This is a genomic window from Kitasatospora sp. NPDC030952 (genome assembly GCF_055571335.1).
Genome location: NZ_JBVIFM010000001.1, coordinates 965,517 through 984,548 on the forward strand (window position 1 = coordinate 965,517; position 19,032 = coordinate 984,548).

The window sequence follows — 19,032 nt, forward strand, 5'->3', positions numbered from 1 at the left end:
ATACTCGGAGGATGGCCGATCACACCACGCGCACCGCCTACACCGTCGAGTCACTGCTCGCGGTGACCGTCGACGTGTTCAACGAGCGCGGATACGACGGCACCTCGATGGAGGACCTCTCCCGGGCGGCCGGGATCTCCAAGTCCTCGATCTACCACCACGTCCGCGGCAAGGAGGAACTGCTGCGGCTGGCCGTCGGGCGGGCGCTGGACGGGCTGTTCGCGATCCTGGCCGAGCCGGCGGCGGTGACCGGCCCGGCGGTGGAGCGGCTGGAGCACGTGGTGCGGCGCACCGCGGAGGTGCTGCTGGCGGAGCTGCCGTACGTGACCCTGCTGCTGCGGGTGCGCGGCAACACGGCCACCGAGCTGTGGGCGCTGGAGCGGCGCCGGGACTTCGACCACCAGGTGGCGGAGCTGGTGCGGGCGGCCGTCGCGGACGGCTCGCTGCGCGGGGACGTGGAGCCGCGGCTGGCCACCCGGCTGCTGTTCGGGATGATCAACTCGATCGTGGAGTGGTACCGGCCGGGGCTGAAGGCGGCCGACGGCGTCGCGGACGCCGTGGTGCACCTGGCCTTCGACGGGCTGCGCGCGCGGTAGGCGGTCGCCGGGCACCTTAATCAGGCGGCACCTGGTCGGTCTCCTCGAACACCAGCATGGTCTGGGTGCCGAGCACCTGCGGGATGGATTGGATGCGGTTGAGCACCAGCTCCCGCAGGGCGTGGTTGTCGGCGGTGTGCACCAGCAGCAGGACGTCGAAGTCCCCGCCGACCAGGGCGATGTGGGCGACCCCGGGCAGCGTCAGCAGCTGCTCCCGCACGGTGCGCCAGGAGTTCTGCACGATCTTCAGGGTGATGTACGCGGACGCGCCCTGACCTGCCCGTTCGTGGTCCACCCGGGCGGTGAAGCCGCGGATGATGCCGTCCTCGACCATCCTGGAGATCCGGGCGTACGCATTGGCCCGGGACACGTGCACCCGCTCGGCCACCGAGCGGATCGAGGCGCGGCCGTCCTGCTGCAGCAGCCGCAGGATCGACCGGTCGACCCGGTCGAGTCTGGACATCTGTTCAGCCGACATGACCCCCCACCCTCGACGATTGGACACACTGCCACCAGTCGACCGCCACTCGGGCCGAATGTCCACCACCTTGTCACGCTTCTGGTCAAAGTGAACAGACGACCGAACAATCGGTAGGGAGCCCCCGCCACCCATGGAGGTGCCCCGAGATGACCGTTCTCGACCACAGACACCACACCGGAGTGCCCGGCTGGATGCCCGGGGCCGCCGCCCCGCGCACCGATCCGGCCCCGCTCCTCCCGGACGTCTCCCCCGTCCGGGTGCTCGGCACCCCCGCGCTGGAGAAGTACGACCCGGCGCTGCTGCGCGAGCTCTACCGGCGACTCGTCGTCGGCCGCCGCTACAACCAGCAGGCCACCACCCTGACCAAGCAGGGCCGCCTCGCCGTCTACCCGGCGTCCACCGGGCAGGAGGCCTGCCAGGTCGCCGCCGCCCTGGTGCTCGGCGAGCGCGACTGGCTGTTCCCCAGCTACCGCGACACCCTCGCGGTGGTCTCCCGCGGGGTCGACCCGCTGGAGGCGCTGACCCTGCTGCGCGGCAACGCCCACACCGGCTACGACCCCCGCGCCAGCCGGACCGCCCCGCTCTGCACCCCGCTCGGCACCCAGGCCCCGCACGCCGTCGGACTGGCCCACGCCGCCCGGCTGCGCGGCGAGCCGGTGGTCGCGCTGGCCCTGCTCGGCGACGGCGGCACCAGCGAGGGCGACTTCCACGAGGCGCTGAACTTCGCCGCCGTGCTGCGGGCGCCGGTGGTCTTCCTGGTGCAGAACAACGGCTACGCGATCTCCGTCCCGCTCAGCGCGCAGTCCGCCGCGCCCAGCCTCGCCCACAAGGCGGTCGGCTACGGCATGCCGGGCCGGCTGGTGGACGGCAATGACGCGCCCGCCCTGCACTCGGTGCTCGGCGAGGCGGTCGAGCGCGCCCGCGCCGGCGACGGCCCGACCCTGGTCGAGGCGCTGACCTACCGGATCGAGGCCCACACCAACGCCGACGACGCCACCCGCTACCGCACCGAGTCCGAGGTGGAGGCCTGGCGGGAGCACGACCCGATCCTGCTGATGGACCGCGCTCTGCGCGAACTCGGCATCCTGGACGACGAGTTGGTCCAGCAGGCGGCCGACGAGGCCGAGGCGCTGGCGGCCCGGATGCGGGCCGAGTTCCATGCCGAGCCGGAGCTCGACCCGATGGCCCTGTTCGCCCATGTCTACGCCGAGCTGACCCCGCAACTGCGGGAGCAGGCAGCCCAGTTGGCCGCCGAGCTGGCCGCCGAAGCCGAGGTGCAGCACTGATGTCGACTGCAACTCCCCCCCGTACCCTGAGCATGGCGCAGGCGCTCAACTCCGCGCTGCGGGACGCCCTGCGGGAGGACCCGACGGTCCATGTGCTCGGTGAGGACGTCGGCGCGCTCGGCGGCGTCTTCCGGATCACCGACGGGCTCACCGCCGAGTTCGGCGCCGACCGCTGTCTGGACACCCCGCTCGCCGAGGCCGGCATCCTCGGCACCGCGATCGGCATGGCGATGTACGGGCTGCGCCCGGTGGTCGAGATGCAGTTCGACGCCTTCGCCTACCCGGCACTGGAGCAGCTGTTCTCGCACGTCGCCAAGATGCGCAACCGCACGGCGGGCAAGCTGCCGCTGCCGATCACCGTGCGCATCCCGTACGGCGGCGGCATCGGCGGCGTCGAGCACCACAGCGACGCCTCCGAGGCGTACTACGCCAGCACCCCCGGCCTGCACGTGGTCACCCCCGGGACGGTCGCCGACGCCTACGGGCTGCTGCGCGCCTCGATTGCCTCCGACGACCCGGTGGTCTTCCTGGAGCCCAAGCGGCTCTACTGGGGCAAGGCCGACCTCGACCCGACCGTGCCGGTCGAGCCGATCGGGAAGGCCGCGCTGCGGCGGACCGGCACCTCCGCCGTGCTGATCACCTACGGCCCTTCGCTGCCGGTCTGCCTGGAGGCGGCCGAGGCGGCGCAGGCCGAGGGCTGGGACCTCGCGGTGCTCGACCTGCGCACCCTGGTGCCCTTCGACGACGAGACCGTCACCCGGGTGGTGCGCTCGATCGGGCGCGCCGTGGTGGTGCACGAGGCGAGCGGCTTCGGCGGTACCGGCGCGGAGATCGCCGCCCGGATCACCGAGCGCTGCTTCCACCACCTGGCCGCGCCCGTGCTGCGGGTGACCGGCTTCGACATCCCGTACCCGCCGCCGATGCTGGAGCACCACCACCTGCCCGGAGTGGACCGGATCCTGGACGCGGTCGCCCGGCTGCAGTGGGAGGACTGAGGATGATGCCCGTCGTACGGGAGTTCCGGCTGCCCGACCTCGGTGAGGGACTCACCGGGGCGGAGGTGGTGCGCTGGATGGTCGAGGTCGGCGAGGTGATCGCGGTCGACCAGCCGGTGGTGGAGGTGGAGACGGCCAAGGCCGTGGTGGAGGTGCCCTGCCCGTACGGCGGGGTGGTCACCGCGCGGTACGGCGCGGAGGGCGAGGAGATCGCCGTGGGCGCGCCGTTGGTGACGGTCGCGGTGGCCTCGGCGGGTTCGGACGCTTCCCCGGAGGGCGCTCCGGAGGCTCCGGCCGCGCTGTCGGCGGAGGTCGAGCGGCCGCTGGTCGGGTACGGGGTGGCCGAGAGCAGGGGTGGACGGCGGCGCCGGGTCGGGGCTGCCGCCCCGGTGGCGGTCGCGGTCGCGCCGACCGCTCCGATTGCCCCCGTCGCTCCGACCGTTCCGGTCGTGGTGCCGGTGATCTCGCCGCTGGTGCGGCGGCTGGCCCGGGAGCAGGGGGTCGACCTGGCCGCGCTCACCGGCAGCGGGCCGGACGGGCTGATCATGCGGGCGGACGTCGAACGGGCGGTCGCGGCCAAGGTGGCCGCTCCGGTGGTGGCCGCTCCGGCCGTCGTGGCTCCGGGGGACGACGTCGTCCCGCTGCGCGGGCTGCGCAAGGCGGTGGCCGAGAAGCTCAGCCGCAGCCACCGGGAGATTCCCGCCGCGACCTGCTGGGTGGACGCCGACGCCACCGAACTGATGGCGCTGCGACGGCAGTTGAATGCGACTCCGGGTCCGAAGGTGAGCGTGCTGGCGCTGCTCGCCCGGATCTGCACGGTGGCGCTGGCGCGCTTCCCCGAGCTCAACTCCAGTGTGACCGAGGACGGTTCGGGCATCGTCCGGCACTCGGCGGTGCACCTGGGCTTCGCGGCCCAGGGGGAGCGCGGACTGGTCGTCCCGGTGGTCCGGGACGCCCACACGCGCAGCACCGAGCAACTCGGCGATGAGCTGGCCCGGTTGACCGAGTCGGCGCGCGGTGGGTCGCTCACTCCGGCCGAACTGACCGGCGGCACCTTCACGTTGAACAACTACGGGGTGTTCGGCGTGGACGGCTCCACCCCGATCCTCAACCACCCCGAGGCGGCGATGCTCGGGGTAGGCCGGATCGTGGCCAAACCCTGGGTGCACGGCGGAGAGTTGGCGGTCCGCGAGGTGACCCAGTTGTCGTTCACCTTCGACCACCGGGTCTGCGACGGCGGGACGGCGGGCGGGTTCCTGCGGTTCGTGGCCGACTGTGTCGAACAGCCGGGGATGCTGCTGCGGCAGCTCTGAGCGGGCCGGAGCGGGACCGCTCCGAGCAGGGCGGGGTCGCCCTGGGTGTGCTGCTCGGCACTCAGGGCGACCGCCGATCGAGCGAGAGTAGCGCGTTCCCGGGCCGGGCGTGCGGGCTTCACCTGATTTGTCGGATGAGCAGTTCGGGCGTGCCACGCTGCCTAGGCGTCAGCAGAGACAAGCCAGGTGGTGGCGCAGGCCGGCCGGAGGCGAAACGATTCTCTTGGGTACTCGAAACGTTGCGGTGAAGTCCCGCAGAACACTCCTGATCCGCACCGGGCACGGCTCGGCGGAGGCCGCCTCCGTCCCGGGCCTGCCGGAGGTGCCGCCGGTGCCGGCGGACCCGCCCGACCTGCCGCCCACGGCGGTGCACCTGCCGCCGGTCGTGCCGCCCCCGCCCACCGAGCCGCCGGCCGTCCCCGCGCCCAGCTACCCGGAGCCGCCCTCGATCACCGGCACCGCACCCTCCTTCCAGCCGCTGCTCACCGCTGCCCCCAGCCTCAACTGGGCCGGCCCCGGCGACAGGTGGAGCGACGCCTGGGCTGCCCAGCCGGCCGCCGGGCCGTACCCGGCGCTGCCGTCCGCCGAGGAGGCCGCCGGGCCTGTCGCGCCCGGCACACCGGTCGGCGTGGTGCCGATCGCCGCCGCCTCCGGCGTCGAACTCCCGCTCACCGCACGGGACATCGAGCTGATCCGGGCCAGCCTCGCGGTGGTCGAGCCGGTCGCCGACCGGGCCACCGCGCACTTCTACGCCCTGCTCTTCCTGCACCACCCCGAGGTCCGCTCGCTCTTCCCCGCCGCCATGGACGTCCAGCGCGACCGGCTGTTCCGCACCCTGCTGGCCGCCGCCCGCGGCGCCGAGGACCCGGCGGCGCTGCGCACCCGGCTGAGCGCGCTCGGCCGCGGCCACCGCCGCTACGGCACCCTGACCGGCCACTACGCCCCGGTGGGGGAGTGCCTGGTGCAGGCGCTGGCCCGGTACGCGGGCGGCCGCTGGGGCGCCGAGACCGAACTGGCCTGGCGCCGCGCCTACCGGCTGATCTCCACCCTCATGATCGAGGCCGCCGAGGAGGCCGCCCGCACCTCGCCGCCCTGGTGGCAGGGCGAGGTGGTCCGGCACGAGCACCGCACCCGGGACGTCGCGGTGCTCACCGTCCGCCCGGACCAGGCCTACCCGTTTCGGGCCGGTCAGTACTGCAGCCTGGAGACGCCCTGGTGGCCGCGGGTCTGGCGGCCCTACTCCTTCGCCTCCGCACCGCGCCCGGACGGGCTGCTGACCTTCCACGTCAAGGCCGTCCAGGCGGGCTGGGTGAGCAACGCGCTGGTGCACCGGGCCGCCCCCGGGGACGTCCTGCGGCTGGGCCCGGCGGCCGGCTCGATGACCGTCGACCACACCGCCGGCGCCGACCTGCTCTGCCTCGGCGGCGGCACCGGCATCGCGCCGATCCGCGCCCTGGTCGAGGAGGCGGCCGAGCACGGCGCGTCCGGGGGCAGCGTCGAGGTGTTCTACGGGGCCCGGAGCGCCGCCGAGCTGTACGAGCTGGACGCGCTGCGCGAGCTGGCCGGGCGGCTGCCCTGGCTGACGGTACGGCCGGTGCTGTCCGGCACCGGACCGGCCGAGGGCGTGCTGACCGGTGAACTGCCCGAGGTGGTGGGCCGGTTCGGCCCGTGGGCCGGCCGGGAGGCGGTGCTCAGCGGTCCGCCCGCGATGGTCCGGCGCGGAGTCGGGGTGCTGCTGCGGGCGGGCCTGCCGGCCGAGCGGATCCGGCACGACCTGGTCGGCGAACTGGCGGCGGGATAGCGGCCGGGGCAGGAGCAGGAGCAGGAGCGGGGCGGCGGCAGGGCAGGGGCAGTGGCCGGGCCGGCGGCCCGGTGGTCAGCCGAGGTCGGGAGCGAGGAGCGCGCGGATGCCCTCGATGTTGGCCGCGAGGTACGCCCGCAACCGGGGCGGGACGACGTTCACCGAGGTCACGCCCTCGCGGGTGAACGGCAGCCGGACCACCTCGTACTCGCCGTTCGGGTCCGTCACCTCGGGCCCGTGCCGGCGGCTGAGGTCCATCGAGGCCAGCCGGCAGACGAAGAAGTGCTGCACCTTCACCCCGTGCGGGTGGAGCAGGGTGCCGTCGTCATGGTGCGTGTGGCTGATGGTGTCGACGAAGGCGGGCACCACGTCCACGACCTTGCCGCCGAGTTCCTCGTCCACCTCGCGGTGCAGCGCCTCGACCACCGTGCGGTCCTCGGGTTCGACCCCGCCGCCCGGGGTGATCCAGTACGGGTGCGGCGCCCCGGGCCGGACCCGCCGGATCAGCACGATCGAGGCCGGGCCGTGCGGATCGTCCGGGTCCAGCTCCAGCAGGATCGCCCGCGCGGTCCGCTTGACCACCGGGCGCGGCGGCGGGGTTCGGTTGTCGGGGCTCATGGCGACCTCCGGGGCTGGCGCGTTGTGCGGGAGTGTCCCGCGCCGGGCCGGGGTCGAAACGCCCGGGATGGGGGGAATGGGCCCGCCGTGGGCGCTTCGAGGCCCGCCGTTCGGCCGCTGGATCCGCCCGTTCGTCCCCGCACGCTCCGTGCCGGGCCCGGTGGGGCCGCTCGTTCACCATGTGAAAAAGCACATCTTGTCCACGACATGCCCAAACATGGACGATGAGGATCGAACGTGGATTGCTTGCCCAAAACCGTCGAAACCATGTCCGGCCGCCGGCGGAACCCTCATCCCCACACGCCGAGGCCGGGCAGAAGAGAGGTACTGGCGCCATGCAGCACAGCACAGTCCAGGGGCACCTGGTGATGAGCCTCGTGGTCTCGCCCGAGCTGTCCTTCAGTCTCGTGGTGGACCTGGCGTACGAGACCGGCGATCCGTACGCGGTCCGGTGCACCTTCCACCTCCCCGGCGACGCCCCGGTCACCTGGGTGTTCGCGCGCGAGCTGCTGCTCGACGGCCTCAGCGGCCCGGCCGGCGAGGGTGACGTGCGCATCCACCCGGTCGGCGGGGAGCTCTCGGAGGTCTCCATCGAGCTGCACTCCCCCAACGGGGACGCGCTGCTGCGCGCCCCCGCGCCCCCGCTGATCGCCTTCCTGGCGCGCACCGACCGGCTGGTGCCGATGGGGCAGGAACTCACCGGACGGGAACTCGACGCCCAGCTCGCGGACATCCTCCGGGGGTGCGACGCGGGGTGAGTCCCCGGGGTGAGCACCCGGATACGACGAAGGGGCCCGCACCCGGTGGAACACCCGGGCACGGGCCCCTCTCGCGTCCGCGTGCGACACCGCGCACGACGGGGTCAGTCGTCGTCCAGGGCCAGGTGCAGACCCCAGGCGACCAGGCTGATGATCAGCGAACCGACCAGCGCGGAACCGAAGTTGACCACGTGGAAGTCCAGCTCCAGCTTGGTCGACGCCCAGGACGTGAGCAGCAGCATCAGGGCGTTGATCACAAAGGTGATCAGGCCCAGCGTGAGGATGAACAACGGGAACGAGAACAGCTTCACCACCGGCTTGATCAGCCAGTTGATGAGCCCGAAGACGACGGCGACGCCGAGCACCGTCAGCGCCTTGTGCTGCCAGTCGGCCTTGCCCTCGGCGAGTTGGATGCCGCTGACGATCCAGGCGGCGACCCAGATGGCCGCCGCGTTGATCAGTGTTTTGATGACGAAACCCTTCATGCCGCCCAAGCCTGACAGGCGCCCCGGCCCGGGGGAAGCTCCCGCAGGAGGAGTTGGTGTTGAATGCCCCTGGTCCGGGAGGTGGACGGGACGGGCCCGGCGGACCGCCGAAGCGCGGGTGACGGAGGAGGACGGCAGCGGTGAAGGTGTTCCGGCTGGACGAACTGGACGCCGAGCGGGCGGCCAACGACGGCGCGTACCTGCGGTTCCTGCGCGAACCCCGGATGTCCGCCGGCCTGTACGCGCTCTCCCCCGGCGACACCGACACCCAGACCGCCCACGACCAGGACGAGATCTACCAGGTGATCAGCGGCCGGGCCGAGCTGACCGTCGGCGCCGAGACCACGACCGTCGCGCGCGGCACCGTGGTGTACGTCCCGGCCGGCACCCCGCACCGCTTCCACCACATCACCGAGGAACTGCGGGTCCTGGTGGTGTTCTCCCCGCCGGAGGACTGAGCCCGTCGGCCCGTCGTAGGGTCGGTCGTATGACCCGCAGCCTCACCGACGAGCTCTGGGCGTCGATCGAGCCGATCTACGCCGAGATCCTCGCCCACCCCTTCATCGGCGGCCTCACCGACGGCACCCTGCCGCGCGAGGCGTTCCGCCACTTCGTCGTCCAGGACTCCCACTACCTGCGCGACTACGCCCGCGCGCTCGCCGTCTGCGCCGCCAAGGCCCCCGGCGAGGCCGACGTCCGGGCCTTCGCCGACGACGCGGTCGGCGCGCTGGCCGCCGAGCAGGGGATGCACGCCGAGTTCCTGACCGCCTTCGGCGGCACCGCCGAGCAGGCCGCCGCCGAACCGGTGCTGCCCACCACCCGGGCCTACACCAGCTACCTGCTGGCCACCGTGTACGGCGGGTCGTTCGCCGAGGCGCTCGGTGCGGTGCTGCCCTGCTACTGGATCTACGCCCGGGTCGGCGAGGCGCTGCTCGCCCAGGGCTCCCCCGACCCGCTGTACGCCAAGTGGATCGCCACCTACGGCGACGAGGCCTTCCAATCCGTGGTGCGCCGGGTGCTGGCGCTCACCGACCGGCTCGGCGAGGAGCTGTCGGCGGCCGAACGGCGCCGGGTGGTCGAGCACTTCAGGACCACCTCGCGCTACGAGTGGATGTTCTGGGACGCCGCCTGGCGCGGGGAGCGCTGGCCGGTCTGACCCGGCCCCCCGCCGTTTCTCGGGGGTCTTCCCGGGGGTGCGGATAGGGGTGATCTAGGGGTTCTCTCCGGGCCGCAGGCCCTCGTTCCGCCGCTTGCGCCCCCGTACGATCGAAGCATCGGAAGCAAGCGGGATGCGGCCACCGAACGGCAGCCGGCCCGAGGGGAGAAGAGGAACCGACATGGCTGAGCTCTGGAAGTCGCTGCCCTCCTGGGTGCGCAACATCGTCATCCCGGTGCTGGTCCTGGTGCTGGCCTGGAACATCATCGCCTTCGTGTTCGGCGTGGTCGGCGCCCTGCTGAGCATCGTGATCAAGCTGCTGGTGGTCGTCGGCATCGCCGCCGCCGTGGTGATCCTGGTCAAGAAGGCCGCCAAGAGCTGACCCTGCTCCGCCCGCCGCGCGGAGCACTTCCGAAGGCCCGGCACCCCGTCCGCGGGGGCCGGGCCTCGGCGTTCCCGCCGTCCGTCCGGGTCCTTCCGGCGGTCGTCGCCCGGCCGGTTCCGTTCGGAGACCGTCTGGACCTGCGGCGATCGGCTCGCTACCGTGTTGGGCGTCATGTGCAGGCAACACCGCCTGCGACGCGGGAGCTCGGAGCACCGGGCTGAGAGGGCGCTGACCGGACCGTCGACGGACGGACCGACGGCTGCGTCGACCGCAGGAACCTGGACCGGGTAATGCCGGCGTAGGGAGTAGAGGTCAGATGACCACGTTCGAAGCACAGCCGCAGCCTGCCCACAGCGCCCCCAGCAGCGAGCGCACCGGTTACCCCACCCCGGCCTGGCGCAAGGCCTACCGCGACGGATCCCGCCCCGACCTGCGGGTCCCGTACCGCGAGGTGCAGCTCACCAACGGCCGGACCGTCCCGCTGTACGACACCTCCGGCCCGTACACCGACCCGGCGTACGAGCCCGACGTGCGGCGCGGGCTGCCCGCCCTGCGCGACTCCTGGATCCGCCAGCGCGGGGACGTCGAGGAGTACGACGGCCGCGAGGCGCGCCCCGAGGACGACGGGATCAAGCACACCTCCCCGCGCGGCGGCGACCTGCGCAACCTGGACGCCGTCTTCCCCGGCCGCCCGCGCCGCCCGCTGCGCGGCCGCGGTGGTGTCGCCGTCACCCAACTCGCTTACGCCAAGCGGGGCGTGGTGACGCCGGAGATGGAGTTCGTGGCGCTGCGCGAGGGCCTGGAGCCCGAGTTCGTGCGGGACGAGGTGGCCCGCGGCCGGGCCGTCATCCCGGTCAACGTGAACCACCCCGAGGTCGAGCCGGCCATCATCGGCACCAACTTCCTGGTGAAGATCAACGCCAACATCGGCAACTCCGCCGTCACCTCCTCGATCGAGGAGGAGGTGGAGAAGATGACCTGGGCGACCCGCTGGGGCGCCGACACCGTCATGGACCTCTCCACCGGCCGCAACATCCACACCACCCGCGAGTGGATCCTGCGCAACTCCCCCGTGCCGATCGGCACCGTGCCGCTCTACCAGGCCCTGGAGAAGGTCGACGGCAAGGCCGAGGAGCTCAGCTGGGAGGTCTACCGGGACACCGTCATCGAGCAGTGCGAGCAGGGCGTCGACTACATGACCGTCCACGCCGGCGTGCTGCTGCGGTACGTCCCGCTCACCGCGCGCCGCAAGACCGGCATCGTCTCGCGCGGCGGCTCGATCATGGCCGCCTGGTGCCTGGCGCACCACCAGGAGAACTTCCTCTACACCAACTTCGAGGAACTCTGCGACATCCTGGCGCGCTACGACGTCACCTTCTCGCTCGGTGACGGCCTGCGCCCCGGCTCCATCGCGGACGCCAACGACGAGGCGCAGTTCGCCGAACTGCAGACCCTCGGCGAGCTCGGCCGGATCGCCCGCGAGCGGGGCGTCCAGGTGATGATCGAGGGCCCGGGCCACGTCCCGATGAACAAGATCAAGGAGAACATGGATCTCCAGAAGGAGATCTGCGACGAGGCGCCGTTCTACACCCTCGGCCCGCTCACCACCGACGTCGCCCCCGGCTACGACCACATCACCTCGGGCATCGGCGCCGCCATGATCGCCTGGTGGGGCACCGCCATGCTCTGCTACGTCACGCCCAAGGAGCACCTGGGCCTGCCCAACCGGGACGACGTCAAGACCGGCGTGATCACCTACAAGATCGCCGCCCACGCCGCGGACCTCGCCAAGGGCCACCCCGGCGCCCAGGCCTGGGACGACGCCCTCTCCGACGCCCGCTTCGAGTTCCGCTGGGAGGACCAGTTCAACCTGGCCCTCGACCCGGAGACCGCCCGGGAGTTCCACGACGAGACCCTCCCGGCCGAACCCGCCAAGACGGCCCACTTCTGCTCGATGTGCGGCCCGAAGTTCTGCTCGATGAAGATCTCCCAGAAGATCCGCGACGAGCACGGCGACGGCTCCACGGCCGTCACCAGCGGCTTCGACGCCGAGGCGCTGGCCGGCATGGCCGAGAAGTCCGCCGAGTTCGCCGCCCAGGGCAACCGGGTGTACCTCCCGCTCGCTGACTGACCACTGCCGCACGACGGGGTGCTGTCCTGGGATGCCTGAGATCCCGCGACAGCACCCCGTCGCGCCGTCCGGGGCTGCTGCCGATACGGTGCTTCACGGCTGTGCAGAAGGTCGTATACGGCCCACGGCGTTGCCGCCACCGCCGGTGAAGCGTGTGACGGCCACTCAGCTCCCGGCGTTGTCGGCCGGGCGGGCCCGTTGGGAGGGCACCCGCGGCGTCGCGGTGTTCTGCTCCTCGCCGGGGCGACCGGCGGGCGGGACCTTGAATCGGGCGCGTAGCGCGTCGGCTTCGGCCAGGGCCTGCGGGGACGGCGGACGCGGTGTGTTCCGTCGGCAGAACGGGGCATCGGTGAGTGCCGGTGTCGGGCGCCGCTCCAGTACGGCGATGGCGCTGCTGCGCTCGACGACCGTCAGCCCGGCCCCCTCCGGGGCGAGCGGGTACCGGGCGATGACGGCTCCGGCGGGTGTCGCGATGGACAGGTAGGGCTGGTCGAGGCGCCGGCGGACCTCCACCTGGGCGCCGACCAGGTCCGGCATGACGTAGAAGTTGCCGCGGAAGGGAACCAGGTCCTGGGCGGTGACGGTACGGCGGGCGCGGACGCGGGCTGGGTAGGGCGTGGCGGGCAGTTCCCGAAGTGCTGCGGTGCCCGTGCCCGTGCCCGTGCGCGGGCCGTCGGCCGCCGGGCGTGCGTCGCCGGTGCTCCCGCGCCGGGTGTCCAGGCGTGCTGCGAGCCGGGCCAGGCTGTCCTGGGCGTCCTGGAGGGTGGTGTCGGTCGTCACCGTGCGCCACCAGAAGCGGAGGGCCTCGTCGAGGGTCCGGCGCGTGTACGAACGCTGGTCGGCCGGCCGGCGGCACTCGACGCGCACGTCGTAGTGCCCGGCCACCTGCCGGAACGCCGGTGTCACCCGGTCGGTCCTCGGGCACCACACGGTCGGCGTCCGGCCGAACCGCCAGCACCCGGTAGTGCCGCCGAGCCGTTTCAGCACGAGGTCGACGGCTTCCACGAGGGGGGCCAGTTCCTGGTCCTCCGCCAACGCCACCGACCAACGGCCGATGCCGGTGCCGGCGTCCGTGCCGGGGCTGGTGAGCGAGCCCAGTAGCAGGCACGCCCGGTGGCCGTAGCCCCAACTCACCGGCGGCTCGGGAAGCCGAAGCCAGTCGAACTCGACGGCCACCTCGCTCTGCTGGGCGGCCGACGGGCTGCTCGCGGCCGTAGCCGCGTCCTGGCACTGCTCGCAGCGCGGCCGGGTCCGGTGTCTGCGCAGGGCCCGGGTGAAGGTCGAGTAGCCGCCCGGATAGCCGAGGTCGACGACCTCGTCGAAGAGGACGGTCGCGGCGAGGTGCGGGTCCTCGACGAGGCGCTGGCGGCAGTACGGCAGGAACTGGAGGAAGCCGTCCTGGGAAGAAATTCGGATGCCCGGGATCCGCTCCCCACGAAGGTAGGACCTCACCGTTTTTCGATCACGCCCGAGGTGTCGGGAGATCCTGATTATTGACCATCCCTGGCGATGAAGCCTAACCGCTTCCAGATATTCCCTCCCGCTGAGCAAGAAGCCTCCCGGGGTCGAAGCTGACCCGACGCAAGTCGATGAATATGCCGTGAGCAAGTCGGAAACATAGCACCGGCCTGGGAGAAGGAACGTTTCTCTTGCAATTGTTTTACGTGGGGATTTTTGGTGAGCAGTGTCGCTGGTGAGTATAGGATTACCCCTACTCGGCTTGTTTGGGGACGTTCTGTAGTCGCCGAAAAAAGACCCATCCCCCTGCGCCACCCCCTGGGTAATTTTGTGGAGCATCTCCGATATCGAATATGGAAGGACGCCTGGATGCCGTAAAAACGGGACTCGCCGCTCCTCGTTGATGAACCGTGACCTCACCATGCCTGCCCTACGCCTCGTCACCCCCCGTGCGGGAGCCGGTCGCCTCGCTCGGGGCGTGGCTCTTCGTCCCCGACCGCCGGAACGCCGTGGGCGACGTGTCCACCGGCTACCTGTCGCGCAACGGCGAGCGCGTCGTCCTGGCGCACACCTCGCGCGCGTTGGCCGACTTCGTGCGGAAGATCAGCCAGTTGGAGAGCGACTTCGCCGCGCGGATCGGCCCCCTGTACTGCTCGGTCGAATCATGACGCCGCCACTCGTACCGGGACTCCCGGCGCGGGCCCGGGCCGGGAGCCGGATCAAGCCGCAGCCGGGCGACCGGGTGGGGAGCGTGCCGTGTACGACCGTGTGACCGATCTTCTCGGCGGGTACGGGGACCGCGGCTACGGCGAGTCGAACGACGAGGCATGGGCCACGCCCCGTGACCGTGTCCGCGAGGCGACCCGTCCGGCAGGCGACTGGTACGACGACGGCTTCACCTATGACCTCGGCATCGCGTACGGCGACTCGCGGGCGTTCAGCTCCATCGCCGCATCGGCCGGCGGTTGGGAGGACAAGACGGCGTTCGTGCCCCCTCCGCGCGCGCCGGTCGATTCGTCCGGCCCGACCGGGTCCGGCCGACCGGTCGGCCCGTCGGTCTCTCGGCATCGCCGACGGTCTCCCTTTCCCCGCCCGGCCTGGCCCCAGCTGATCAGCTCCGTGTTCGGCGCACTGACGGCGGTGACGGTCACCGCGGCCTGCGTGCTGGGCTGGGTGTTCTCCTACGGCCCGTTGCAGGAACTGGCGTTCTCACGCGTGCCGCGCGGACTGTCGCAGTTGTGGCCGGTGGTCGTCTACGGGCCGTGGTTCGCGGGTTGTCTGTCGGTCCTGCGCGCCGTCCAGCACGGACGTCAGCCGTTCCACTCCTGGGTCGTGGTCGTGCTGTTCTCCGGCCTCGCGGCCGGACTGTGCATCGCCGACGCCTCCTGGACGCCGTCCGCCGTCGTCGTCGCCGGGCTGCCGCCGCTCACCGGCGTCATCTCACTCCATCAACTGGTGCGCCAACTCACCGCCGCTCGGGGTCCGCGCCAGCGCCTGGACCGTCAGGCCGGGCACAGGGCGCGCCGGTGAACCGTGGTCATCGGTCGCAGGTCCGGGCGGCTGAGAGGTCTCCCGGAGCGACGTTCCGGCGAGCGCGTCGGCCAGCAGGACGGCGGCGCGGTCTGCGGTGAGGACGCCCAGGAGGTAGCCGTCGTCGCCGACGACGGGCCAGACGGTCAGGTGCTTGATCCGCATCGCGAGCGCGGCCAGGCCAGGCCCATCGTCGGCCACGTGAACGGGCCGCGCTGGTGCGTGGTGGTGCTGACCGGGGTCCGTTCGCTGCACCGCGAGTGGGCCAGGAAAGGACGGAGCCCGGTGCGGGTGACCAGCCCTTCACACCGGCCGTCGTGGTCGCGGACGAGCAGGTACTCGACCTGGGGCGCTGCGGAAGATGGCCGGCGGCCCGGGCAGGACCGCGGCGGAGTAACGTGGGAGACAACCAAGGACATTACGCACACCGGCATCAGCGTCGACGTCGCCCTGGGTCATGATTGGTCCTTCCCGGACCGGACGGGCGGCTCCACGTGATGCTGCTGAATCCTTTCCCCGCCTCTTCCTCTTCCGGGCCGTGGTCGGCGCCCGGCGTCCCGCTGTTGCCACGGCTGGAACTGGAGCCGACGATGTCGCGGGAGGGCGTCTTCGACGGGGCCTGGTGGCCCCGTTCGAACCATGTCGTCGCCGAACTGCCGGACCTGATCACCGCGCTCGGCGCCCACTTGGGCCGCATCGTCCGGGTCGGCCTCGACACCGCGGCCTGGGACGGCGTGCCCCGGTCCGTCGCGGCGAACGGCCTGACGATCAGGATCAGTTGGTTCACCGGCAGCGACGCGACGATCAGCGTTACCCGGGGCCTCCAGGACCACTTCCTGCTGCTGGTGGTGCCGCCCGGCACCGACCCGGCCACGGCTGCCTCGGCGATGGCAGGTGCCGCGGCAACCGGAAACCACACCCCGGCGGCAGAACTCCTGTATTGCGCCGGTCGCCGGCATCTCGCCGATGTGCTGGTGCCGGGCTGAAGTCGGCCTACCCGAAGATCAGCCGTGAAGCTCAGCCGTGAAGATCAGCAAAAGCATCACGGAGCCGTACCGCCGGCCGACTGACCTGCGCTGAGCGCCGTCCCGAGGGAGTTTCCAGTCTCGGGGCGGCGCTCAGCGGTCGTGTCATCGAGCGGGGGTCGAGGCTGGTGCCGGCTCGGGCCGGGGCGATGACACGGCCTCCAGCGTGCGGCGGATGACCGCCGAACCGTGCTCGACGGACTCGGCGATCGGTGTGGCCAGAGCGTCGGGCAGGACGTCGGTGTGCCACACGAATCTCGTCCGGCCACCGGCCTCCGGAAGGGCCTGCATGGAGGCGTGGTGGTGGGACGGGTGGAGGCTGCCGCCGATGACCGTGTAGGCGACCCGCATCGCCTCGTGGTCGAGGTCGACGAGCCGTTCGAGCACGATCGTGCCGTCGGCGAAGGTGACGGTGCGGGTGTCCGAGCTCAGGCGGGTGTCGGTGACGAACCCGGGTGCCAGTCGCTCGTGCACCGCGCCGTAGTCGCTGAGCACCGCCCACACCGCTTCGGGGCGGGCGTCGATGACGAATTCCTTGTGGATCGAGGCCATGTGGTGGCTCCCTTCGTGTCGTCAGGTGACCCCAAGCATCCGGGGCGACGGCCATGAAGGTCTTGAAGATCCTTGCGGTCCGTACTGTCCTACCCGGCGCGTACTGTCCGGAGCATGCTGTCCGTCACCACGCTCGCCGACCGGCCCGAGTTCACCGTGGCAGTGGTGGGTTGCCGCTCCGACCACACCCGGTGGTCCCAGCCGGAGACCCGGGATGACCACCGCCTGGTGCTGGTGCGACGCGGCAGGTTCCGGCGGTCGACCGACGGCACCGATGCCGATCTGGACCCGACCATGGCCTACCTGGGCGCGCCCGGTGAGGAAGAGCGCTTCGCGCACCCGGCCGGCGGCGATGTCTGCACGTCGGTCAGCTTCGAGCCCTCCCTCCTCGGACGCCCTCCCACTGCGACGACCGTGTACGTGGACGCGCGCGTCGATCTCGCCCACCGGCGCCTGGTCGCTGCCGCGGGCACCGGTGACATCGACTACGCGCTGACGGAGGCGTTGCTGCGGCTGGTCGCGGCGGCGGCCGACGAGCCGATCGTGCCTCCGCGGCCGGCCGATCGAGTGCTGGTGGCTGCGGCGCGTGAGGCGATCACCGAAGAGGCTCCGAGCGCTGGAGGGCTCTGCGCGCTGGCCGAGTTGCTGGCGGTGTCGCCCTATCGACTGAGCCGGGCGTTCTCACAGGAGATGGGTGTCTCGCTGACCCGTTACCGTAACCGCGTACGCGTCACCCGGGCCATGGACCGAATCGCCGAGGGCGCGTCCAGCCTCGCCGACCTGGCAACACAGCTTGGCTTCGCAGATCAGGCGCACCTGACCCGCACCATCCGCGAGCACGTGGGACACACACCCACCGCGTTGCGCCGGCTGCTCGCTCCTGGTCCGCGTCCGGCATCAGCGCAGGGATCGCTGAATGTGCTTCCCGCAGACCGAAGTTGACGGCGGCACGCGCGGAAGTGCCGCGCCCGGAGGCAGGAGGGGGCCTCCCGGTGCGGCACGGCCGGTTCAGCTGGTGGCGTCGGCGGCGCCGGCGGCGTCCTGGGGGTACCAGCGGAGTTCGACGGTGTTGCCGTCCGGGTCCTGGACGTAGAGCGAGGTGGCGGTGCCGCGGGCGCCGTAGCGGGGGCCGGGGCCGTCCAGGACGGTGAAGACGCCCGAGTCGACGACCTCCTGCCAGTCGAGGGGTTCGACGGTGAGGCAGATGTGGTCGACGTTGGACTCGTGGCGCGGGCGGTGGAAGAGGTCGATGATCGTCTCGCCGCTGACCCGGACGGACGGGAAAGAGACCTTGCTGGCCCGCCACTCGTCGACCCGGACCGGCTCCATGCCGAGCAGGCCGGTGTAGAAGGCGAGCGACCGCTCGATGTCGGCGACGTTGAGGACCAGGTGGTCGAGGGCTACGACGCGCATGGTGATCGGCTCCGGTGGTGTGGGTTCGCTGGTGACGAGGTCCACGATCCTCCGCCCCGGAGCGATCATCAATGCCGGATCACCGTACGATCGTTGAGCGGGACTAAACGATGCGGGTTCGATGCGGGTCCGAGGGGCGGGGGCGGCATGCTGGAGCGGCTGGAGACCGAGGTCTTCCTCGCGCTCGCCGGGGAACTGCACTTCGGCCGGACGGCCGAGCTGCTGGGCCTGACCACCGGCCGGGTCAGCCAGGTGGTGCGGAAGCTGGAGCGCCGGATCGGCGCACCGCTGTTCGAGCGCACCAGCCGGTCCGTGCGGCTCACCCCGGTCGGACGGCAACTGGCCGAGGACCTCGCCCCGCTGGTGGCCGCGATGGACGAGGCGCTGCGCCGGGCGGTGGACGCCGGCCGCGGGGTGACCGGCGAGCTGCGGGTGGCGTTCCTCGGCGAGTGGACGGCCCCGGTACTGCTCAGGGCGGTCGCGCTGTTCGGCGAGCGGCACCCGGACTGCCGGGTGGACGTCCGGGAGGTGCAGCTCTCCAACTCCCGCTCCAGCCTGGAGGACGGCTCGATCGACATCCTGGTCGCCTCCTACCCCTTCGACGGGATGTCGCTGGGCCCGGTGCTGCTCACCGAGCGGCGCGCCCTGGCGGTGCCGGCCGGGCACCCGCTGGCCGCCGAGGCCTCGGTGTCGCTCGAAGTGCTCGGGGACCACCCGGTGGTGCAGTACCCGGCGGTGACCTCGATCGGCTTCAAGCGGGACCGCACCCCCGACCGCACCCCGGCCGGCCGCGCCGTCCCCAAGGGCCCCTCGGGCAGCACCTTCTCCGAGATGCTCAGCCTGGTCGCGATGGGCCGGGGCGTGCTCCCGGTCGGCGAGCACTGCCGGCGCTACTACCCGCGCCCCGACCTCGCCTACGTCCCGATCCACGACGCCCCGCCGATCCGGCGCGGGCCGGTCTGGCTTCCGGCAAACACCACCGAGCGCGTCCGGGAGTTCATCCGCGCCGCCGCCGAGGTGGCCGCCGAGGTGGCGGCCCGGTAGCGGCC

General features: G+C 72.1%; 21 protein-coding genes. 15 read left to right on the forward strand and 6 right to left on the reverse strand.

Annotation, left to right across the window (positions count from 1 at the left end):
- The first annotated feature begins 11 nt into the window (after nucleotides 1–11).
- On the forward strand, nucleotides 12–596 hold the full coding sequence (locus ACZ47G_RS04445; RefSeq protein ID WP_465739916.1) for a TetR/AcrR family transcriptional regulator: 585 nt from the start codon (nucleotides 12–14) through the stop codon (nucleotides 594–596).
- A gap of 16 nt (nucleotides 597–612) precedes the next feature.
- Here the strand turns inward: ACZ47G_RS04445 and ACZ47G_RS04450 are convergent, their stop codons facing one another.
- Nucleotides 613–1,059, reverse strand: coding sequence for an Lrp/AsnC family transcriptional regulator (locus tag ACZ47G_RS04450; RefSeq protein WP_465739917.1), 447 nt, complete (start codon nucleotides 1,057–1,059; stop codon nucleotides 613–615).
- A 164-nt stretch (nucleotides 1,060–1,223) separates the two neighbouring features.
- Between ACZ47G_RS04450 and pdhA the strand changes: the two genes are divergently transcribed.
- The 4 genes from pdhA (at nucleotide 1,224) to ACZ47G_RS04470 (ending at nucleotide 6,472) form a co-directional block, all read left to right on the forward strand.
- The gene (gene pdhA, locus ACZ47G_RS04455; RefSeq protein WP_465739918.1) at nucleotides 1,224–2,363 is read left to right on the forward strand and encodes a pyruvate dehydrogenase (acetyl-transferring) E1 component subunit alpha; all 1,140 of its coding nucleotides are present in this window, start codon (nucleotides 1,224–1,226) and stop codon (nucleotides 2,361–2,363) included.
- On the forward strand, nucleotides 2,363–3,358 hold the full coding sequence (locus tag ACZ47G_RS04460) for an alpha-ketoacid dehydrogenase subunit beta (RefSeq protein ID WP_465739919.1): 996 nt from the start codon (nucleotides 2,363–2,365) through the stop codon (nucleotides 3,356–3,358). Before pdhA ends, ACZ47G_RS04460 begins: the two co-directional genes overlap by 1 nt.
- Nucleotides 3,359–3,363: 5 nt before the next feature.
- Entirely contained in the window at nucleotides 3,364–4,671 is a 1,308-nt protein-coding gene (locus ACZ47G_RS04465) for a dihydrolipoamide acetyltransferase family protein (protein ID WP_465740033.1), read from the forward strand.
- 244 nt (nucleotides 4,672–4,915) lie between these two features.
- Nucleotides 4,916–6,472: a globin domain-containing protein gene (locus tag ACZ47G_RS04470; RefSeq protein WP_465739921.1), complete on the forward strand. Its 1,557-nt coding sequence runs from the start codon at nucleotides 4,916–4,918 to the stop codon at nucleotides 6,470–6,472.
- 75 nt (nucleotides 6,473–6,547) lie between these two features.
- On the opposite strand, the gene ACZ47G_RS04475 is transcribed toward ACZ47G_RS04470, so the two are convergent.
- On the reverse strand, nucleotides 6,548–7,090 hold the full coding sequence (locus ACZ47G_RS04475) for an NUDIX domain-containing protein (protein ID WP_465739922.1): 543 nt from the start codon (nucleotides 7,088–7,090) through the stop codon (nucleotides 6,548–6,550).
- Between the two features lie 335 nt (nucleotides 7,091–7,425).
- On the opposite strand from ACZ47G_RS04475, the gene ACZ47G_RS04480 reads away from it, so the two are divergent.
- Entirely contained in the window at nucleotides 7,426–7,848 is a 423-nt protein-coding gene (locus tag ACZ47G_RS04480; protein ID WP_465739923.1) for an SsgA family sporulation/cell division regulator, read from the forward strand.
- A 104-nt stretch (nucleotides 7,849–7,952) separates the two neighbouring features.
- Here ACZ47G_RS04480 and ACZ47G_RS04485 read toward each other — a convergent pair whose 3' ends face one another.
- Nucleotides 7,953–8,333, reverse strand: a complete 381-nt coding sequence (locus ACZ47G_RS04485) for a phage holin family protein (protein WP_465739924.1) — start codon at nucleotides 8,331–8,333, stop codon at nucleotides 7,953–7,955.
- Nucleotides 8,334–8,473: 140 nt separating this feature from the next.
- Here ACZ47G_RS04485 and ACZ47G_RS04490 point away from each other — a divergent pair, with 140 nt between their 5' ends.
- From ACZ47G_RS04490 to thiC, 4 genes are all read left to right on the forward strand, one after another.
- A complete protein-coding gene (locus tag ACZ47G_RS04490; RefSeq protein ID WP_380452479.1) occupies nucleotides 8,474–8,791 on the forward strand; it encodes a cupin domain-containing protein in 318 nt (105 codons plus the stop codon).
- A gap of 29 nt (nucleotides 8,792–8,820) precedes the next feature.
- Nucleotides 8,821–9,489, forward strand: a complete 669-nt coding sequence (gene tenA, locus ACZ47G_RS04495) for a thiaminase II (RefSeq protein ID WP_465739925.1) — start codon at nucleotides 8,821–8,823, stop codon at nucleotides 9,487–9,489.
- Between the two features lie 181 nt (nucleotides 9,490–9,670).
- The gene (locus ACZ47G_RS04500; protein ID WP_188305823.1) at nucleotides 9,671–9,871 is read left to right on the forward strand and encodes a DUF5326 family protein; all 201 of its coding nucleotides are present in this window, start codon (nucleotides 9,671–9,673) and stop codon (nucleotides 9,869–9,871) included.
- Between the two features lie 319 nt (nucleotides 9,872–10,190).
- Nucleotides 10,191–12,005 carry a phosphomethylpyrimidine synthase ThiC gene (thiC, locus tag ACZ47G_RS04505; RefSeq protein ID WP_465739927.1) on the forward strand — a complete coding sequence of 605 codons (1,815 nt, stop codon included), beginning with the start codon at nucleotides 10,191–10,193 and terminating at the stop codon, nucleotides 12,003–12,005.
- Nucleotides 12,006–12,170: 165 nt separating this feature from the next.
- Here thiC and ACZ47G_RS04510 read toward each other — a convergent pair whose 3' ends face one another.
- A complete protein-coding gene (locus ACZ47G_RS04510; RefSeq protein ID WP_465739928.1) occupies nucleotides 12,171–13,886 on the reverse strand; it encodes a terminase gpP N-terminus-related DNA-binding protein in 1,716 nt (571 codons plus the stop codon).
- 26 nt (nucleotides 13,887–13,912) lie between these two features.
- On the opposite strand from ACZ47G_RS04510, the gene ACZ47G_RS04515 reads away from it, so the two are divergent.
- From ACZ47G_RS04515 to ACZ47G_RS04525, 3 genes are all read left to right on the forward strand, one after another.
- Nucleotides 13,913–14,131, forward strand: a complete 219-nt coding sequence (locus tag ACZ47G_RS04515) for a hypothetical protein (protein WP_465739929.1) — start codon at nucleotides 13,913–13,915, stop codon at nucleotides 14,129–14,131.
- An 88-nt stretch (nucleotides 14,132–14,219) separates the two neighbouring features.
- Entirely contained in the window at nucleotides 14,220–14,993 is a 774-nt protein-coding gene (locus tag ACZ47G_RS04520; protein ID WP_465739930.1) for a DUF2637 domain-containing protein, read from the forward strand.
- A gap of 497 nt (nucleotides 14,994–15,490) precedes the next feature.
- Nucleotides 15,491–15,979 (forward strand): DUF5994 family protein, encoded by a 489-nt coding sequence (locus tag ACZ47G_RS04525; protein WP_465739931.1) that lies wholly within the window; start codon nucleotides 15,491–15,493, stop codon nucleotides 15,977–15,979.
- Between the two features lie 144 nt (nucleotides 15,980–16,123).
- On the opposite strand, the gene ACZ47G_RS04530 is transcribed toward ACZ47G_RS04525, so the two are convergent.
- On the reverse strand, nucleotides 16,124–16,570 hold the full coding sequence (locus ACZ47G_RS04530; RefSeq protein ID WP_465739932.1) for an SRPBCC family protein: 447 nt from the start codon (nucleotides 16,568–16,570) through the stop codon (nucleotides 16,124–16,126).
- 114 nt (nucleotides 16,571–16,684) lie between these two features.
- Here ACZ47G_RS04530 and ACZ47G_RS04535 point away from each other — a divergent pair, with 114 nt between their 5' ends.
- Complete coding sequence (locus tag ACZ47G_RS04535; protein WP_465739934.1) at nucleotides 16,685–17,512, forward strand: helix-turn-helix transcriptional regulator; 828 nt, start codon at nucleotides 16,685–16,687, stop codon at nucleotides 17,510–17,512.
- Between the two features lie 66 nt (nucleotides 17,513–17,578).
- Here ACZ47G_RS04535 and ACZ47G_RS04540 read toward each other — a convergent pair whose 3' ends face one another.
- Nucleotides 17,579–17,983, reverse strand: coding sequence for a VOC family protein (locus ACZ47G_RS04540; RefSeq protein ID WP_465739935.1), 405 nt, complete (start codon nucleotides 17,981–17,983; stop codon nucleotides 17,579–17,581).
- A gap of 147 nt (nucleotides 17,984–18,130) precedes the next feature.
- On the opposite strand from ACZ47G_RS04540, the gene ACZ47G_RS04545 reads away from it, so the two are divergent.
- Nucleotides 18,131–19,027, forward strand: coding sequence for a LysR family transcriptional regulator (locus tag ACZ47G_RS04545; RefSeq protein WP_465739936.1), 897 nt, complete (start codon nucleotides 18,131–18,133; stop codon nucleotides 19,025–19,027).
- The last annotated feature ends 5 nt before the right edge of the window (nucleotides 19,028–19,032 follow it).

Excerpts from the sequence above, each read along its gene's own strand:
- ACZ47G_RS04445 (WP_465739916.1), top strand. The coding sequence starts at position 12 with ATGGCCGATCACACCACGCGCACCGCCTACACCGTCGAGTCACTGCTC.
- ACZ47G_RS04450 (WP_465739917.1), bottom strand. The coding sequence starts at position 1,059 with ATGTCCAGACTCGACCGGGTCGACCGGTCGATCCTGCGGCTGCTGCAG.
- pdhA (WP_465739918.1), top strand. The coding sequence starts at position 1,224 with ATGACCGTTCTCGACCACAGACACCACACCGGAGTGCCCGGCTGGATG.
- ACZ47G_RS04460 (WP_465739919.1), top strand. The coding sequence starts at position 2,363 with ATGTCGACTGCAACTCCCCCCCGTACCCTGAGCATGGCGCAGGCGCTC.
- ACZ47G_RS04465 (WP_465740033.1), top strand. The coding sequence starts at position 3,364 with ATGCCCGTCGTACGGGAGTTCCGGCTGCCCGACCTCGGTGAGGGACTC.
- ACZ47G_RS04475 (WP_465739922.1), bottom strand. The coding sequence starts at position 7,090 with ATGAGCCCCGACAACCGAACCCCGCCGCCGCGCCCGGTGGTCAAGCGG.
- ACZ47G_RS04480 (WP_465739923.1), top strand. The coding sequence starts at position 7,426 with ATGCAGCACAGCACAGTCCAGGGGCACCTGGTGATGAGCCTCGTGGTC.
- ACZ47G_RS04485 (WP_465739924.1), bottom strand. The coding sequence starts at position 8,333 with ATGAAGGGTTTCGTCATCAAAACACTGATCAACGCGGCGGCCATCTGG.
- tenA (WP_465739925.1), top strand. The coding sequence starts at position 8,821 with ATGACCCGCAGCCTCACCGACGAGCTCTGGGCGTCGATCGAGCCGATC.
- ACZ47G_RS04500 (WP_188305823.1), top strand. The coding sequence starts at position 9,671 with ATGGCTGAGCTCTGGAAGTCGCTGCCCTCCTGGGTGCGCAACATCGTC.
- thiC (WP_465739927.1), top strand. The coding sequence starts at position 10,191 with ATGACCACGTTCGAAGCACAGCCGCAGCCTGCCCACAGCGCCCCCAGC.
- ACZ47G_RS04510 (WP_465739928.1), bottom strand. The coding sequence starts at position 13,886 with ATGGTGAGGTCACGGTTCATCAACGAGGAGCGGCGAGTCCCGTTTTTA.
- ACZ47G_RS04525 (WP_465739931.1), top strand. The coding sequence starts at position 15,491 with ATGCTGCTGAATCCTTTCCCCGCCTCTTCCTCTTCCGGGCCGTGGTCG.
- ACZ47G_RS04530 (WP_465739932.1), bottom strand. The coding sequence starts at position 16,570 with ATGGCCTCGATCCACAAGGAATTCGTCATCGACGCCCGCCCCGAAGCG.
- ACZ47G_RS04535 (WP_465739934.1), top strand. The coding sequence starts at position 16,685 with ATGCTGTCCGTCACCACGCTCGCCGACCGGCCCGAGTTCACCGTGGCA.
- ACZ47G_RS04540 (WP_465739935.1), bottom strand. The coding sequence starts at position 17,983 with ATGCGCGTCGTAGCCCTCGACCACCTGGTCCTCAACGTCGCCGACATC.
- ACZ47G_RS04545 (WP_465739936.1), top strand. The coding sequence starts at position 18,131 with ATGCTGGAGCGGCTGGAGACCGAGGTCTTCCTCGCGCTCGCCGGGGAA.